We start from the raw sequence: 16,172 nt of genomic DNA, 5'->3' as shown, positions 1-16,172 counted from the left end.
TGCGTGAGTACCCCGCACGGATGAGGTTAGGTGGACAGGATGCGGACACTCGCCGTCGTCGGTGGCGGCGCCATCGGCCTGGCGGTGGCGTGGCGGGCCGCCGAGGCGGGATGGCAGGTCACGCTGTTCGATCCCGCCGCCGGATCCGGCGCCTCGTGGGTCGCCGGTGGGATGCTGGCCCCGCTCTCGGAGGGCTGGCCCGGTGAGGATCGTGTTCTCGAATTCGGCGCTGCCGCGCTGGCCCGGTGGCCGGAGTTCGCGGCCCGGCTGGAGTCCGTCTCCGGCGCGCAGGTCTTCGTCGCCGACGAGACCCTGACCGTCGCGCTGGACGCCGCGGACGCCGCCGACCTGCGCACCGTCGCCGACTGGGTCGGCGGCCACGGCCACGAACTGCGCGTGCTCGACCGCGCGGGCGTGCGCGAACTGGAACCGGTGCTCGCCCGCACCGTGCGCGCCGGTTTGCTGGCATCGGCCGAACCAGCCATCGACAACCGGCGCCTGCTCGACGGCCTGCGGACGGCCGTGGCCGCGGCGGGCGTCGACCTGCGCGCCGAGGAGGTCACCGACCTCGACGCGCTTGCCTTCGATCAGATCGTGCTCGCCGCGGGCGCGGCCTCGGCACGACTGTGGCCCGAGCTGCCGGTGCGGCCCGTCAAGGGGGAGATCCTGCGGCTGCGTCATCGGCCGGGCGCCGCGCCCGCGCCGCGGCGGGTGATCCGCGCCCGCGTGCACGGCAGGCCGGTGTATCTCGTGCCGCGTCGAGACGGAATCGTCGTCGGCGCAACGCAATACGAGGCGGGTTTCGACACGGCGGTGACCGTGGCCGGTGTCCGCGACCTGATCGCCGACGCCGAGGCCGTGCTGCCCGGCATCGGCGAATACGAACTGACCGAGGCCGCGGCGGGTTCCCGGCCGGGCAGTCCCGACAACCTGCCGCTGATCGGCAGGCTCGCCGATCGGGTGATCGCCGCCACCGGGCACGGGCGCAACGGCATGCTCACCATGCCGCTGACCGTCGACGCCGTACTCGGGGTGCTCGGCGGCGCGCCGCTTCCCGAGGCGGAAGCCGCCGATCCGCAACGCTTTTCGACGACGGCAGTGTCGTCCCCAGTCACCGCAGAAGGAGTTCGATGACCGCGACATCCGTTCCCATCGGCGTCACCGTGAACGGGCAGGATCACGAATTCGCCGAACCGCTCACCGTCCGTGAGCTTTTGGCTGCCCTCGAGCTGCCCTGTCAGGGTGTGGCGCTGGCCGTGGACGGCGCGGTGTTCCCGAAGTCGCGCTGGGACGAGCCCGTCGGCCGCGGCTGGAACATCGAGGTGCTGACGGCGGTCCAAGGTGGGTAACGCACCGCTACGTATCGCCGACCGCGAGTTCGATTCCCGGCTCATCATGGGCACCGGCGGCGCGGAGAGCCTCGCGGTGCTGGAGGAGGCGCTGGTCGCCTCCGGCACCGAGCTCACCACGGTCGCCATGCGCAGGGTGGACGCCGCGGGTGGGACCGGCGTGCTCGACCTGCTGAAGCGGCTCGACATCATGCCGCTGCCCAATACCGCGGGCTGCCGCACCGCCGCCGAGGCCGTGCTCACCGCGCAGCTGGCCGCCGAGGCGCTCGGCACCAACTGGGTCAAGCTCGAGGTGATCGCCGACGAACGGACCCTGCTGCCCGATCCGATCGAATTGCTGAGCGCCGCAGAACAATTGGTGGACGCGGGCTTCGTGGTGCTGCCCTACACCTCCGACGACCCGGTGCTGGCACGGCGCCTGGAGGACGCGGGCTGCGCCGCCGTCATGCCGCTCGGCGCCCCGATCGGCACCGGTCTCGGCATCGGCAACCCGCACAACATCGAGATGATCGTGGCCGCCGCGGGCGTCCCGGTGATTCTGGACGCGGGCATCGGCACGGCGAGCGACGCGGCGCTCGCCATGGAGCTCGGCTGCTCCGCGGTGCTGCTGGCCACCGCCGTCACCCGGGCGAAGCGTCCCGAGCTGATGGCGGCGGCGATGGCCGACGCCGTCCGGGCGGGCTACCTCGCCAGGCAGGCCGGTCGCATCCCCAAGCGCTTCTGGGCGCAGGCGTCCTCCCCTGAGCTCTGAACCCCGACCGGAGACTCAGGGGCAACTCATCCGCAAGGATGACGGGATCGCAACTTTGTAGTGACGCGCGACGCGCGGTTTTACGCAATGCTGGACCCCATGATCGAACTGAGGGGCCTGACCAAGCATTACGGCCAGACCGCCGCGGTTCAGGATCTGTCCTTCACCGTGCGACCCGGACAGGTGACGGGCTTCCTGGGACCGAACGGCGCCGGTAAGTCGACCACGATGCGGATGATCCTGGGCCTTGACAAGCCGACCGCGGGTACCGCGCTCATTCAGGGGAAGCCGTACCACGACCTCGACCATCCGCTACGCACCGTCGGCGCGCTGCTGGACGCCAAGTGGGTGCATCCGAACCGTTCGGCGCGCTCGCACCTGCAGTGGCTCGCGGCGTCCAACGGCATCGCCAAGTCGCGCGTGGACGAGGTGCTGCGGCTCGTCGGCCTCTCCGAGGTCGCGGGCAAGAACGCGGGCGGCTTCTCGCTGGGTATGTCGCAGCGGCTCGGCCTGGCGGGCGCCCTGCTCGGCGATCCCCAGGTGCTGCTGTTCGACGAGCCGGTGAACGGCCTCGACCCGGAGGGCATCCTGTGGATCCGCCGGTTCATGCAGCGCCTGGCCGCCGAGGGCCGCACCGTGCTGGTCTCGAGCCACCTGCTCTCGGAGATGGCGCAGACCGCCGAGCACTTGGTGGTGATCGGTCGCGGCAAGCTGATCGCCGACACCACGACGCAGGAGTTCATCGAGCGCGCCTCCGAGCAGTCGGTGCGGGTGCGCAGCCCGCAGCTGGACCAGCTGCGCAGCCTGCTCACCTCCAACGGCATGACGGTGCGCGAGGACGGCGCGGGCACGGAGGGACCTGCGCTGCTGGTGGCGGGCGTGCCGAGCGACGCCGTCGGCAAGCTGGCGGGCGCGAACGACATCACGCTGTTCGAGCTCTCGCCGCAGCGGGCCTCGCTGGAGGAGGCGTTCATGCGGATGACAGGTGGGTCTGTGCAGTACCACGGTGAAGGTTTCGATCAGGTGATGGGAGGTGCGCTCTGATGGGCGTGTTGGCAGCGGAACGTATCAAGCTCACCTCGACCAGGTCGCCCTGGTGGTGCGCCGCCCTCACGGTGGCCTTCGCCCTCGGCATCACGGCCCTGTTCAGCCTGCTGCTGAACGTGTCGATGAACGCCTACCAGGAAGACCCGTCGATCGCGGCGGAACCGCCGTACGCGGAGAACGTGATGGCGGGCCTCGGCATCACCGGCGTCTCGTTCATCCCCGGCTTCGGCTACATCCTGATCATGATCCTGGCCGCGTTGGCGGTGACCAGCGAATATCGCTTCGGCACCATCAAGGCCACCTTCCTCGCCGTGCCGCACCGTTCCGCGGTGCTGGTCACCAAGGCGAGCATGATCGCGGTCGGCGCCGCGGTGCTCTCGGCGATCCTGACCTTCCTCAGCTTCCTCATCCTGAAGGCGCTGACCGACAGCGATGTCGGCAGCAAGCTCAGCCTCACCGACGGCGACCTGAAGGTCTTCTACGCGGTCCCGATCTTCGCCGCGCTGGTCGTCTTCCTTTCGGTGGGCGTCGGCGCCCTGATCCGCCAGTCGGCGGGCGCGCTGTCGCTGCTGATCGTGTGGCCGGTGCTGATCGAGCCGATCATCGGCGCTTTCGGCAAGTACGGCCGCAACATCCAGGTGTTCCTGCCCTTCCAGAATGCGAACCGCTTCCTCGGCCTCGAGGACACCGGGCTGCCGTGGCACTGGGGCGCCTGGCCCGCGCTGCTCTACTTCGCGGCCTTCGTCGCCCTCGTGTTCGGCGCGGCGCTGGTCGTGGTGAACAAGCGCGACGCCTGAGAAAAACCGAAGAGCTGCCCGAGTTGCCCTCCCTCGCCACTCGGGCTCGGGGACGCGACCTTGTCGGGAGGTCCGCGACCCGGTAGCACTGTCCGCCACTGCCCGGCGGACTGTGCGGACCACCGGCCCGGTGCGTGAAGACAATCCCCCTTCACCACCGGGCCGGTGGTCGTTTCGCTACTCCCGCCTCCGGACACGGGCGGTTTCGGGCAGTCCGCGTCCGTCTGCGTCGAGAGGGTGAACGTGCGTAACCGGCCTACGCTCCTTCAGCTGAGATACGCTCGGGGCGTGAGCGATACACCTCCCGGCGGTGCCGAGCCAGGGTCGCGGTCGGAGGACAACGGCGGCGAGGTGGTGATTCCGTTGGAGCCCACCGACGAGCCGGACGGCGGCCGTCGTCCGGGGTCGGTTCTTCGCAAGAAGCAGCTCTCCGCATTGATGAACGCGGCCAATCAGCGTTCGGATCTGATCGAGGTGCTCCGCAAGGCGCGCGAACAACTTCCTGGCGATCCGTCCTTCGGCGATCCGCTTTCCGTCACCGGGCCGGGCGGCGCCCGCGCGGTCGCCAGGGCCGCCGACAAACTGGTCGGCGACACCCCCAGCGCGGCCCGCGAGATCGGTTTCGGCGCGTTGCAGGTCTGGCAGGCCATGCTGGAGCGCGTCGGCCGCGGCAAAGGCAGCGAAGAGATCACCGTCATGTTCACCGACCTGGTGGCCTTCTCCAGTTGGTCGCTCACGGCGGGCGACGAGGTGACCCTCGAACTGCTGCGCGAGGTCGCCAAGGCCATCGAACCGCCGATCGCCGATCGCGGCGGCCGAGTGGTGAAGCGGATGGGCGACGGCGTCATGGCCGTGTTCCCCTCCGCAGACCGCGCCGTACGCGCCGCCGTCCAGGCCAAACGCAACCTGTCCCAGATCGACCTGCGCGGTTATCGCCCGAGGATGCGGATGGGCCTGCATACCGGCTCGCCGCGCGAAATCGGCGGCGACTGGCTCGGCGTCGACGTCACCATTGCCGCACGCGTCATGGAGGCGGGCGGCAACGGCAACACCATGGTCTCCGAGGCCACCCTCCAGTCCCTGGAGCCGGAAACGCTCGCGGAACTGGGCTTGACCGTCAAGCCCTACCGACGCAGTTTCTTCGCGGCCCCGCTCAGTGGTGTGCCGGAAGACCTCCGCATCTTCCGGCTATCGAGGAACTAAGTCAGCCCCGAGCTGGCGGAAACCAGAACCGCAGGTCGAGGCCGTCGGTTCGAGCCGCGCCGATGCACTTACTCGTACGCATTCCAGCTGCCGGTGGCGGCGGTCTTGCGCACGTAATCGGCGAAATCGCCTGGCTTGCGACCCAGCCCGCGATCGATGCCGTCCGTCACGTGGGCGTTGCGGCCGTCCAGCACCGTGGTGAACAGGTAGATCAGGAAGTCGACCAGTTCGTCCGGCAGGCCCTGGCCGCGCGCCGCGGCTGCGTAGTCCTCCGGCTCGACCCGCACGAACTCGATCGGACGCCCTGCGGCGGCGGCGATTTCGGCGACGGCCTCGGCGAAAGTGAGCAGCCGCGGGCCGGTCACTTCGACTGATCGCAGTCGATCAGCACTCGGCCGACGGATACTGAGTGTTCTCATTCACCGGGGACGGGCCGACGGCAGTCACGGGATTCGCCTGTTGTTACGCGAAGCCCCAGGCTATGGCGCCGCCCGCGGCGAGAACGGCGCAGGCCGCGAGGGAGATGGAGAGGGGACGGGAGGTTTTCCACGTGGAGTACGCGCCGCCGATCAGGAAGCCGGCGAGGGCGAGCAGCAGGATCACGGTGACGTCGGTGGACATGGGGCTCATTCTGCCCGCCCGGCCCCGGCAGGCCGCCCGCCGGGCGCCCGCCTGTGCCCCTGACCTGCTTGAACAATTAACAAGCACGCACGCTTGATTTTTTCCCGGTCGGATGTGATGCTGAACACCGGAACGCGAACTCCACCGCAAGGGAGGCCTCCGGCTGATGAGTAAGTTGGCCGCCGATCGGGATGTCATCCGCATCGGCAACTGCTCCGGGTTCTACGGCGATCGGCTCAGCGCCATGCGCGAGATGCTCGAGGGCGGGCAGCTCGATGTGCTCACGGGCGACTATCTCGCCGAGCTGACGATGTTGATCCTGGGCAGGGACCGGATGAAGGACCCGAGCCTCGGCTACGCCAAGACCTTCGTCAAACAGATCGAGGACTGCCTCGGGCTCGCTCTGGAACGCAATGTGCAGATCGTCGCGAACGCCGGCGGCCTGAATCCGGCCGGGCTGGCCGAGAAGCTGCGCAAGGTGGCCGCCGATCTCGGGCTGGACGCCAAGGTCGCGCACGTCGAGGGCGACGATTTGCTCTCGCGCGCAGGCGAACTCGGCCTCGGCAGCCCGCTCACCGCCAACGCCTACCTCGGCGCGTGGGGCATCGTCGAATGCCTGAACGCGGGCGCCGACATCGTGGTCACCGGCCGGGTCACCGACGCCTCGGTGATCGTGGGCCCAGCGGCCGCGCATTTCGGTTGGGGCCGAACGGATTACGACGCGCTCGCGGGCGCGGTGGTGGCGGGCCACGTCATCGAGTGCAGCACCCAGGCCACCGGCGGCAACTTCGCCTTGTTCACCGAACTCGCCGATCTCGGCAGGCCCGGCTTCCCGATCGCCGAGATCCGCCGCGACGGCAGCAGTGTGATCACCAAGCACGAGGGCACCGGCGGCGCGGTCACTGTCGACACGGTCGAGGCGCAGCTGATGTACGAGATCCAGGGCGCGCGCTACGCGGGGCCGGACGTCACGGCGCGGCTCGACACCATCCGGCTGACGCAGGAGGGCCGGGACCGGGTGCTGATCAGCGGTGTCGCGGGCGAGGCGCCGCCGCCGCAGCTCAAGGTTTCGCTGAACACCCTCGGCGGCTTCCGCAACGAGATGGAATTCGTGCTGACGGGCTTGGACATCGAGGCGAAAGCCGCACTGGCGCAACGTCAGCTGGAATCCTGGCTGGCGGTGCGCCCGGCCGAGCTGGAGTGGACGCTTGCCCGGCTGGACCGGCCGGACGCCGACACCGAGGAGCAGGCCAGCGCGCTGCTGCGCTGCGTGGTGCGCGACCCGGATCCGAACAAGGTCGGCCGCGCCTTCTCCAGCATCGCGGTGGAGCTGGCCCTGGCCAGCTACCCGGGGTGCACCTTCACCACCCTGCCCGGCAACGGCTCGCCGTACGGCGTGTTCACGCCCGGTTTCGTCGACGCCGTCGAGGTGCCGCACACCGCGGTGCTACCGGAAGGCACCCGCGTCGAGGTCGCGCCCGCGACGGAAACCACGGCGCTGGAAAGTGTTTCGGAACCCGAGCTGCCGGAGCCGTTGGCCGCGAGCGAGACTCGCCGCGCGCCGCTCGGCGCCATTGCGCTGGCCCGCAGCGGCGACAAGGGCGGCGACGCGAACATCGGTGTGTGGGTGCGCACCGACGATCAGTGGCGCTGGCTGGTGCACACGCTCACCGTGGAGCGGGTCAAGGAACTGCTGCCGGAGGCCGCGCCGCTGACCGTCACCCGGCACGTCCTGCCGAACCTGCGCGCCGTGAACTTCATCATCTCCGGCCTGCTCGGCAAGGGCGTGGCCTACCAGGCTCGCTTCGATCCGCAGGCCAAGGGGCTCGGCGAATGGCTGCGCTCCCGCCACCTCGATATCCCCGTGGAGCTGCTCTCATGACCATAGTCAGTCCGTGGAATACACCGGAGCGGCGCGAATTGCGCGCCACCGTGCGCGGTTTCGTCGAGCGCGAGGTTCTGCCATACCTCGGCGACTGGGAGCGTGACGGCGAGATCCCCCGTGAGCTGCACAAGAAGGCGGGCGCGCTGGGCCTGCTCGGCGCGCAGTTCCCCGAGTCGGCGGGCGGTTCCGGCGGCGACGGTGTGGACGCCATGATCGTCTGCGAGGAGATCCACCAGGCGGGTGCCTCCGGCGGACTGTTCGCTTCCCTGTTCACCTGCGGCATCTCGGTGCCGCACATCATCGCCTCCGGCAACGAGGACCTGATCGAGCGCTTCGCCCGTCCGACCCTGGCCGGGGAGAAGATCGGTTCGCTGGCCATCACCGAACCGGGCGGCGGCTCCGATGTCGGCCACCTCACCACCACCGCGCGCCGCGACGGCGACCACTACATCGTCAACGGCGCGAAGACCTACATCACCTCCGGCTGCCGCGCCGACTTCGTGGTCACCGCGGTGCGCACCGGCGGCCCCGGCTCCGGTGGCATCTCGCTGCTGATCGTGGAGAAGGGCACGCCCGGGTTCACCGTCAGCCGCAAGCTGGACAAGATGGGCTGGCGCGCCTCCGACACCGCGGAACTGTCCTACGTCGACGTGCGGGTGCCGGTCGAGAACCTGGTCGGCACGGAGAACTCCGGCTTCTATCAGATCGCGGGCGCGTTCGTCAGCGAGCGGGTCGGCCTCGCGGTGCAGGCGTATTCGCAGGCGCAGCGCTGCCTGGACCTGACCCTCGAATGGGTGCGCAACCGCGAGACCTTCGGCCGCCCGCTGATCAGCAGGCAGGCCGTGCAGAACACGGTGACCGAGATGGCCCGGCGCATCGATGTCGCCCGCGTGTACACCCGAGATGTGGTGCAGCGCAGTGCCAATGGCGAGACCGACCTGATCGCCGAGGTGTGCTTCGCCAAGAACACCGCCGTCGAGGCGGGCGAGTGGGTGGCCAATCAGGCCGTGCAGCTCTTCGGCGGTCTCGGCTACATGAGCGAGTCCGAGGTGGAGCGCCAGTACCGTGACATCCGCATTCTCGGCATCGGCGGTGGCACCACCGAAATCCTGACCGCACTCGCCGCCAAACGATTGGGGTACCAGTCATGACGACTCTGCACAGCACCCTCGACAGCGGATCGGTGGAGTACACCGCCGCCGCGGAGGCGATGACCACCAAGCTCACCGAGATCGGTGCCGAATTCGCCAAGAACGTCGCGGGCGGCGGCCCGGACAAGATGGCGCGGCACCGCAAGCGCGGCAAGCTGACCGCGCGCGAACGCATCGAACTGCTCATCGACGAGGACTCGCCGTTCCTCGAGCTGTGCCCGCTTGCCGCGTGGGGCAGCGACTTCCACGTGGGCGGCAGCGTCATCGCGGGCATCGGCATCGTCGAAGGCGTCGAATGCATGATCGTCGCACCGGATCCCACGGTGCGCGGCGGCACCTCCAACCCGTGGACGTTGCGCAAGAACCTGCGCATGAACGACATCGCCATGGAGAACCGGCTGCCGGTGATCGGCCTCGTGGAGTCCGGTGGCGCCGACCTGCCCACGCAGAAGGAGGTTTTCGTCCCCGGCGGCCGGATGTTCCGCGACCTGACGAAGCTGTCCGCGATGGGCATTCCGACCATCGCGCTGGTGTTCGGCAACTCCACGGCGGGCGGCGCCTATGTCCCGGGCATGTCGGACTACACCGTGATGATCAAGGAGCGCTCCAAGGTGTTCCTCGGCGGTCCGCCGCTGGTGAAGATGGCCACCGGTGAGGAGTCCGACGACGAATCCCTCGGCGGCGCCGAAATGCACGCCAGGACATCGGGTCTGGCCGACTACCTGGCCATCGACGAGCAGGACGCGATCCGCATCGGTCGATCCATTGTCAGACGCCTGAACTGGAAGAAGCAGGGTCCCGCGCCGCGCGCGGAGGTGATCGAGCCGCTGTTCGATCAGGAGGAGCTGCTCGGCATCGTCCCCTCCGATCTGAAGATCCCGTTCGATCCGCGCGAGGTGATCGCGCGCGTCGTGGACGGCTCCGATTTCGACGAGTTCAAGCCGCTGTACGGCAGCAGCCTGGTCACCGGCTGGGCCGAGCTGCACGGCTATCCGGTCGGCATCCTGGCCAACGCGCGCGGTGTGCTGTTCTCCGAGGAAGCGCAGAAGGCGGCGCAGTTCATCCAGCTGGCCAACCAGTCGGATACGCCACTGTTGTTCCTGCACAACACCACCGGCTACATGGTCGGCAAGGAGTTCGAGCAGAAGGGCATCATCAAGCACGGCGCGATGATGATCAACGCGGTCTCCAACTCCAAGGTGCCGCACATCTCGCTGCTGATGGGCGCCTCCTACGGCGCGGGGCACTACGGCATGTGCGGTCGCGCCTACGATCCGCGCTTCGTCTTCGCCTGGCCCAGTGCGAAATCCGCGGTGATGGGCGGCGCGCAGCTGGCCGGTGTCATCTCGATCGTCGGCCGCGCCGCCGCCGAGGCGAAGGGCATGCCGTTCAACGAGGAGGCCGACGCGGGCATGCGCGCCATGATCGAGGCGCAGATCGAGGCCGAGTCGCTGCCGATGTTCATGTCGGGCAGGCTCTACGACGACGGCGTCATCGACCCCCGCGACACCCGCACGGTATTGGGCATGGCGCTCTCGGCCATCCACAATGCCCCGATCAAGGGCGCCGAGGGCTTCGGCGTCTTCCGGATGTGAGGCCAGCCGTGAATATGACAGCATCACGCAGTGATTCCGTGAGGGGTGGCGGCCGGGTGACGGGCGGGCTTTCCAATGTGTTGGTCGCCAATCGCGGCGAGATCGCCCGCCGGGTTTTCGCCACCTGTCGGCGGATGGGTCTGGGCACCGTCGCCGTGTACTCGGACGCGGACGCCGCGGCCCCGCACGTCGGCGAGGCCGACGCCGCGGTCCGGCTCCCCGGCAACACCCCCGCCGAGACCTACCTGCGCGGCGAGCTGATCGTCGAGGCCGCGCTCTCGGCCGGTGCCGACGCTATCCACCCCGGCTACGGATTCCTTTCGGAGAACGCCGAATTCGCCCGCGCCGTGCAGGCCGCCGGACTGGTGTGGATCGGACCGCCGATCGAGGCCATCGAGCAGATGGGCTCGAAGGTCGCGTCCAAGAAGATGATGGACGCCGCGGGCGTGCCGGTGCTCGCGGAGCTGGACCCGGCCGAGGTCACCGAGGCGCACTTGCCGGTGCTGATCAAGGCGTCCGCCGGTGGCGGCGGGCGCGGTATGCGGGTGGTGCGCGAACTCGCCGACCTGGAACCGCAGATCGCGGCGGCCCGGCGCGAGGCCGAATCCGCGTTCGGCGACCCGACCGTGTTCTGCGAGCGCTACCTCGAGACCGGCAGGCATATCGAAGTCCAGGTGATGGCCGATACGCACGGCACGATCTGGTCGGTCGGTGAGCGCGAGTGCTCGATTCAGCGGCGTCACCAGAAGGTGGTCGAGGAGGCGCCGTCGCCGCTGGTCGAGCGCGTGGACGGCATGCGCGAGAGGTTGTTCGAGGCGGCGCGGCTCGCGGCCGGTGCGATCGGCTACACCGGCGCGGGCACCGTCGAGTTCCTGGCCGACGAACAGGGCGACTTCTTCTTCCTGGAGATGAACACCCGTCTCCAGGTGGAACATCCGGTCACCGAATGCACCACCGGCCTGGATCTCGTTCGCCTGCAACTGGAGGTGGCCGCGGGCGGTGCGCTACCCGCCGAACCGCCCGCCATGCGCGGACATTCGATCGAGGTCCGGCTCTACGCGGAGGACCCGGCGCACGACTGGCAGCCGCAGAGCGGCACCGTGCACCGCATCGACATCCCTTCGGTCACTACGGAATTCGATCTACTGGACCGAGCGGGCGTGCGCCTGGACACCGGCGTCGTCGATGGTTCGGTCGTCGGCGTGCACTACGACCCGATGCTGGCCAAGGTCATCTCCTACGCCGAGACCCGCACGGAGGCAGCGCGTCTGCTCGCCTCGGCTTTGCAGCGGGCCCGTATCCACGGTCTGGTGACCAACCGCGACCTGCTGGTGCGGGTGCTGCGCCACCCGGCCTTCCTGGCGGGCGACACCGACACCGCGTTCTTCGAGACGCACGGATTGGATTCGCTCGCAGAACCTTTGGCGTGGGAGTCCGACGAGGCGCTGTCCCTCGTCGCCGCGGCTCTCGCGGATGCCGCGGACAAACGCGCGGCGGCGCGGGTCGGCGGCGGGCTGCCGAGCGGCTGGCGCAACCTGCCTTCGCAGTCGCAGCGCAAGTCCTACGAGAGCCGCACCAGCGGCGTGCACGAGGTCGGCTACCGGTTCACCCGCGACGGCGCGACGATCGACGGCCACGAGGGCGTCGAGCTGGTGGAGCTGAGCCCCGAGCGGGTGGTGCTGAACGTCCCGGGCGAACGCGGACCGGTGCGGCGCGTGTTCACCGTCGCGCGCTACGGCGATCTGGTCTGCGTCGACTCGCCGCTCGGACCGGTGAGCGCCCGCAGGCTACCGCGCTTCAGCGATCCGGCCGACCAGGTGGCCACCGGTTCGCTGCTCGCGCCCATGCCGGGCAGCGTGATCCGGCTCGGCGCGGAGGTCGGCAGCCGGGTGGACGCCGGGCAGCCGATTCTGTGGCTGGAGGCGATGAAGATGGAACACACGATCGCCGCGCCCGCCTCCGGTGTGCTGAGCGCACTCAATGTCACCGTCGGCCAGCAGGTCGACATCGGCGCCGTCCTTGCCGTCGTGGATCCCGACGACGCGGTCAACGAGAACCAGGAGCAGTAACCTCATGTCCTTCATCGAATCCGACGAGCGCAAGCAGCTGCGGGCCGCGGTAGCCGCCCTCGCCGCGAAGTACACCTACCGCGACTACGTGCTGCCCAGGGCACGCAAGAACGAGCCGCTCACCGAATTGTGGGACGAGGCAGGCAAACTCGGGTTCCTCGGTGTGAATCTGCCCGAGGAGTACGGCGGCGGTGGCGCGGGCATGTACGAGCTGGCGCTGGTGATGGAGGAGCTGTCGGCGCAGGGCGCGGGCCTGCTGCTGATGGTGGTCTCCCCGGCCATCTGCGGCACCATCATCACCAAGTACGGCACCGACGAGCAGAAGCAGGAGTGGCTGCCCAAGCTCGCCGACGGCACGGGCCGGATGGTCTTCGGCATCACCGAACCCGACGCCGGGTCCAACTCGCACCAGATCACCACCACCGCCCGCCGCGACGGTGACGACTGGATTCTCAACGGCCGCAAGATCTTCATCTCGGGCGTGGACCAGGCCGAAGCGGTGCTGATCGTCTCGCGCACCGAGGACCACAAGACCGGCAAGCTCAAGCCCGCCCTGTTCATCGTGCCCACCGACGCGCCCGGCTTCACCAAGACGGCGCAGGAGATGGACATCATCGAGCCGGACCACCAGTACAACCTGTTCCTCGACGACGTCCGCCTGCCCTCCAACGCCCTGGTCGGTAAGGAGGACGCCGCGCTGATGCAGCTGTTCGCCGGCCTGAACCCGGAGCGGATCATGGGCGCCGCGATGGCTGTCGGTCTCGGCCGCTACGCCATCGACCGCGCCGTGGAATACGCCAAGGAGCGCAAGGTCTGGAAGACGCCGATCGGTGCGCACCAAGGCATTTCGCATCCGCTGGCGCAGGTGAAGATCGAGCTGGAAATGGCCAAGCTGATGATGCAGAAGGCCGCGACGCTCTACGACGCGGGCGAGGAGATGGGCGCCGCCGAAGCCGCGAACATGGCCAAGTACGCGGCGGCCGAGGCCAGCATCAAGGCGCTGGACCAGGCGATCCAGACGCACGGCGGCGCGGGTCTCACCGCGGACTACGGTCTGGCGGCCATGCTCGCCGCGTCGCGCATCGGCAGGATCGCTCCGGTCAGCCGTGAGATGGTGCTCAACTTCGTCGCCCAGTTCTCGCTGGGCCTGCCGAAGTCCTACTGACGCAGCCGATCCCGCTCCGGTCGGCACCGGCTGGAGCGGGATTCTCGATCGAACCACAGGAGGCCCGAATGACCGACACTTCCACCGCGCCGCTCGTTCGCTACGAGGTCCGCGACGGCTTCGCGGTCCTCACCCTCGACTCTCCGCACAACCGCAACGCACTGTCCTCGCGCCTGGTCGCCGAACTGCTCAGCGGCCTCGATGACGCGGCCGCCGATCCCGCGGTGCGCGGCATCGTGCTCGCGCATACCGGCAACACCTTCTGCGCGGGCGCCGACCTCAGCGAGGCCAGCGACGCCGATCCCGCGGTGGCCGCCGATCAGCGCACGCGCGTGATGATCGGCGTGCTGCGCAGGCTCGTGGAGACCCCGAAGCCGGTGATCGCGCAGATCGACGGCAATGTGCGCGCGGGCGGCATGGGCATCGTCGCGGCCTGCGACCTGGTGGTGGCCGGGCCGGGCAGCTCCTTCGCGCTCACCGAGGTGCGAATCGGGCTGGCGCCCTTCATGATCTCGCTCACCCTGCTGCCGCGGCTGAGCCCGCGCGCCGCCAGCCGCTACTACATGACCGGCGAGAAGTTCGGCGCCGACGTCGCCACCGAGATCGGGCTGGTCACCATCACCGCCGAGGACCCTGCGGCCGAAGTCGCGCGGCTGATCGGCGAGCTGCGCAAAGGCTCGCCGCAGGGACTGGCCGAGGCGAAGCGTCTGGTCAACGCGGACATCCTGGCGGGGTTCGACGCCTCGGCCGAGGAACTCGCGCGGCGTTCGGCGAGCTTCTTCGGCACCCCCGAGGTGCACGAAGGCATGCTGGCCTTCCTGCAGCGGCGCGCACCGAGCTGGGCAGAATAAGCGCCATGGCGACACCCCACGAACCCAAGCAGGACCGCAGCCGAGCAACCCGGCAGCGCCTGCTCGAGGCGACCATCGACTGCCTGGCCGAGATGGGCTGGGCCGCCGCCACGGTCGCGGTGGTCGCCGAACGGGCGGGGGTGTCGCGCGGTGCGGCACAGCATCATTTCCCGACCAGGGAAGACCTGATCACCGGTGCGTTGGAGTACATGTTCGACACCCGCATGGATCAGGCCACGGCGGAGGCTCGGACGGTCGCGGACGTGGCCGAAGGAGTGGGGCGGACCGAGGCCGTCGTGGCGGGACTGGTCGAGTCCTACACCTCCCCGCTGTTCAAGGCGGCACTCCAGGTGTGGACGCACGCCGCCGCCGACCCGGTTCTGCGCGAACGCATCGTGCCCTTGGAAGCGAAGTTCGGCCGGATCGCGCACCGCAGGGCCGTCGAGGCGCTCGGCGTCGACGACTCCGATCCCGTCGCGCACCACCTGGTACAGGCCACCCTCGACCTGGCTCGCGGCCTCGGCCTCGCCGACGTCCTCACCGACGACTCGGCCCGCCGCAAGGAGATCGTCCAGCAGTGGTCGGCGACACTGCACTCGGCGCTCACGACACAACGCTGAGGGTCTGCACTACCGGTCAACGGTCCAATGCGGTTTCCCGGTGAAGGTGCTCGAGCTTGGCGGGGTTGCGCACGTAGTAGAGCCCGGTGACCAGGCCGTTGTCGATCCGCACCGCCACGACACCGTCGATCTCTCCGTTGAGTCGGATGACCAGTGCGGGCCAGCCGTTGACGTGAGCGGGTTCGGCCGAGGCCGGCCCACCCATCCAGCCTGTGCCGCCGCTCACCACACGTATCACGCGATCGGCGCCCACAATGGGCCGCAGCGTTGCCTGCTTGACTCCGCCGCCGTCGCCCAGGAAGACGACATCCGGCGCCAGGATGTCGAGCAGGCCCTGTAGATCGCCGGTTTCGACTGCTCGTTGGAATGCTCCGAGCGCTTGCCGGGCCTCGACGGCAGTCACGGCGCCGCGCGGCCGGCGCGCGGCGACGTGTGCGCGAGCGCGGTGGGCGATCTGGCGGACCGAGGCTGGGTTTTTGTCCACGACGTGCGCGATCTCGTCGTAGGCCATGCCGAACACTTCGCGCAGCACGAACACCGCCCGCTCGGTCGGGGCGAGCGTTTCGAGCACCAGCAGCATCGCCATCGAGAGGCTATCGGCCAGCTCGATGTCCTCGGCGACGTCGGGCGTGGTGAGCAGCGGCTCGGGCAGCCAAGGGCCGACGTAGGACTCCCGGCGGCGGCCTAGGGTGCGCATTCGCCGGATTGCCTGCCGGGAGGTGATCTTGACCAGGAAGGCGCGTTGATCGCGCACCGTGCCGAGATCGACGGCTGCCCATTGCAGCCAGGTCTCCTGCAGCACGTCCTCGGCGTCGGCGGCTGAGCCGAGCATCTCATAGGCAACGGTGAAGAGCAGGTTGCGGTGGACGACGAAGGCCTCGGTGGCGGGGGCAGTGCGTTCGCCGTCGCTCATGGTGGGTCCTGTCTGTCGGCTTCGTCGACGATGTCATGCATCAGTGGCGAGCACCGACCGTTTTGTGACACCCGGACGTGGTGGTGCACGTCACAGGGCCGCGCCGTCACGGGTCCGCGGCTGTCGGGCACTTGTGTTCGCCCCCCATTACCCGC

General features: G+C 69.2%; 16 protein-coding genes. 13 read left to right on the top strand and 3 right to left on the bottom strand.

The window, feature by feature from the left end; translation table 11 throughout:
• The first annotated feature begins 39 nt into the window (after nt 1-39).
• The 6 genes from thiO to NL1_RS12145 all read left to right on the top strand — a co-directional run bounded on the left by thiO (nt 40) and on the right by NL1_RS12145 (nt 5,147).
• Entirely contained in the window at nt 40-1,134 is a 1,095-nt protein-coding gene (thiO, locus tag NL1_RS12170; RefSeq protein ID WP_156094816.1) for a glycine oxidase ThiO, read from the top strand.
• Nucleotides 1,131-1,349, top strand: a complete 219-nt coding sequence (thiS, locus tag NL1_RS12165; RefSeq protein WP_067838091.1) for a sulfur carrier protein ThiS — start codon at nt 1,131-1,133, stop codon at nt 1,347-1,349. Before thiO ends, thiS begins: the two co-directional genes overlap by 4 nt.
• Nucleotides 1,342-2,100, top strand: coding sequence for a thiazole synthase (locus NL1_RS12160; protein ID WP_067838088.1), 759 nt, complete (start codon nt 1,342-1,344; stop codon nt 2,098-2,100). Before thiS ends, NL1_RS12160 begins: the two co-directional genes overlap by 8 nt.
• Before the next feature lie 99 nt (nt 2,101-2,199).
• Nucleotides 2,200-3,144 (top strand): ABC transporter ATP-binding protein, encoded by a 945-nt coding sequence (locus NL1_RS12155; protein WP_067838181.1) that lies wholly within the window; start codon nt 2,200-2,202, stop codon nt 3,142-3,144.
• The gene (locus NL1_RS12150; protein WP_067838086.1) at nt 3,144-3,944 is read left to right on the top strand and encodes an ABC transporter permease; all 801 of its coding nucleotides are present in this window, start codon (nt 3,144-3,146) and stop codon (nt 3,942-3,944) included. The genes NL1_RS12155 and NL1_RS12150 overlap by 1 nt, the downstream gene beginning before the upstream one ends.
• 288 nt (nt 3,945-4,232) lie before the next feature.
• Nucleotides 4,233-5,147, top strand: coding sequence for an adenylate/guanylate cyclase domain-containing protein (locus tag NL1_RS12145; RefSeq protein ID WP_373862554.1), 915 nt, complete (start codon nt 4,233-4,235; stop codon nt 5,145-5,147).
• 68 nt (nt 5,148-5,215) lie between these two features.
• Here the strand turns inward: NL1_RS12145 and NL1_RS12140 are convergent, their stop codons facing one another.
• Together NL1_RS12140 and NL1_RS38535 are read right to left on the bottom strand one after the other, a co-directional pair.
• Nucleotides 5,216-5,512, bottom strand: coding sequence for a Rossmann-fold NAD(P)-binding domain-containing protein (locus NL1_RS12140; protein WP_067838082.1), 297 nt, complete (start codon nt 5,510-5,512; stop codon nt 5,216-5,218).
• A 97-nt stretch (nt 5,513-5,609) separates the two neighbouring features.
• Nucleotides 5,610-5,768: a CG2302 family histidine operon protein gene (locus tag NL1_RS38535; protein ID WP_169813581.1), complete on the bottom strand. Its 159-nt coding sequence runs from the start codon at nt 5,766-5,768 to the stop codon at nt 5,610-5,612.
• A 166-nt stretch (nt 5,769-5,934) separates the two neighbouring features.
• Here NL1_RS38535 and NL1_RS12135 point away from each other — a divergent pair, with 166 nt between their 5' ends.
• The 7 genes from NL1_RS12135 (at nt 5,935) to NL1_RS12105 (ending at nt 15,104) form a co-directional block, all read left to right on the top strand.
• The gene (locus NL1_RS12135; RefSeq protein WP_067838080.1) at nt 5,935-7,650 is read left to right on the top strand and encodes an acyclic terpene utilization AtuA family protein; all 1,716 of its coding nucleotides are present in this window, start codon (nt 5,935-5,937) and stop codon (nt 7,648-7,650) included.
• The gene (locus tag NL1_RS12130) at nt 7,647-8,804 is read left to right on the top strand and encodes an acyl-CoA dehydrogenase family protein (protein WP_067838077.1); all 1,158 of its coding nucleotides are present in this window, start codon (nt 7,647-7,649) and stop codon (nt 8,802-8,804) included. Before NL1_RS12135 ends, NL1_RS12130 begins: the two co-directional genes overlap by 4 nt.
• The gene (locus NL1_RS12125) at nt 8,801-10,399 is read left to right on the top strand and encodes an acyl-CoA carboxylase subunit beta (protein WP_067838075.1); all 1,599 of its coding nucleotides are present in this window, start codon (nt 8,801-8,803) and stop codon (nt 10,397-10,399) included. Before NL1_RS12130 ends, NL1_RS12125 begins: the two co-directional genes overlap by 4 nt.
• Nucleotides 10,400-10,455: 56 nt before the next feature.
• Complete coding sequence (locus tag NL1_RS12120) at nt 10,456-12,468, top strand: acetyl/propionyl/methylcrotonyl-CoA carboxylase subunit alpha (RefSeq protein ID WP_245673196.1); 2,013 nt, start codon at nt 10,456-10,458, stop codon at nt 12,466-12,468.
• Nucleotides 12,469-12,472: 4 nt separating this feature from the next.
• Entirely contained in the window at nt 12,473-13,633 is a 1,161-nt protein-coding gene (locus NL1_RS12115; RefSeq protein WP_067838068.1) for an acyl-CoA dehydrogenase family protein, read from the top strand.
• A gap of 68 nt (nt 13,634-13,701) precedes the next feature.
• Nucleotides 13,702-14,484: an enoyl-CoA hydratase family protein gene (locus NL1_RS12110; protein WP_067838066.1), complete on the top strand. Its 783-nt coding sequence runs from the start codon at nt 13,702-13,704 to the stop codon at nt 14,482-14,484.
• 5 nt (nt 14,485-14,489) lie between these two features.
• Nucleotides 14,490-15,104 (top strand): TetR/AcrR family transcriptional regulator, encoded by a 615-nt coding sequence (locus NL1_RS12105; protein WP_067838063.1) that lies wholly within the window; start codon nt 14,490-14,492, stop codon nt 15,102-15,104.
• A 16-nt stretch (nt 15,105-15,120) separates the two neighbouring features.
• Here the strand turns inward: NL1_RS12105 and NL1_RS12100 are convergent, their stop codons facing one another.
• Nucleotides 15,121-16,017 carry an RNA polymerase sigma-70 factor gene (locus NL1_RS12100; protein WP_067838060.1) on the bottom strand — a complete coding sequence of 299 codons (897 nt, stop codon included), beginning with the start codon at nt 16,015-16,017 and terminating at the stop codon, nt 15,121-15,123.
• Between the last annotated feature and the right edge of the window lie 155 nt (nt 16,018-16,172).

This window comes from Nocardia lijiangensis NBRC 108240, assembly GCF_001613045.1.
GTDB lineage: Bacteria > Actinomycetota > Actinomycetes > Mycobacteriales > Mycobacteriaceae > Nocardia > Nocardia lijiangensis.
This window is presented reverse-complemented; position numbering and strand designations above follow the sequence as displayed.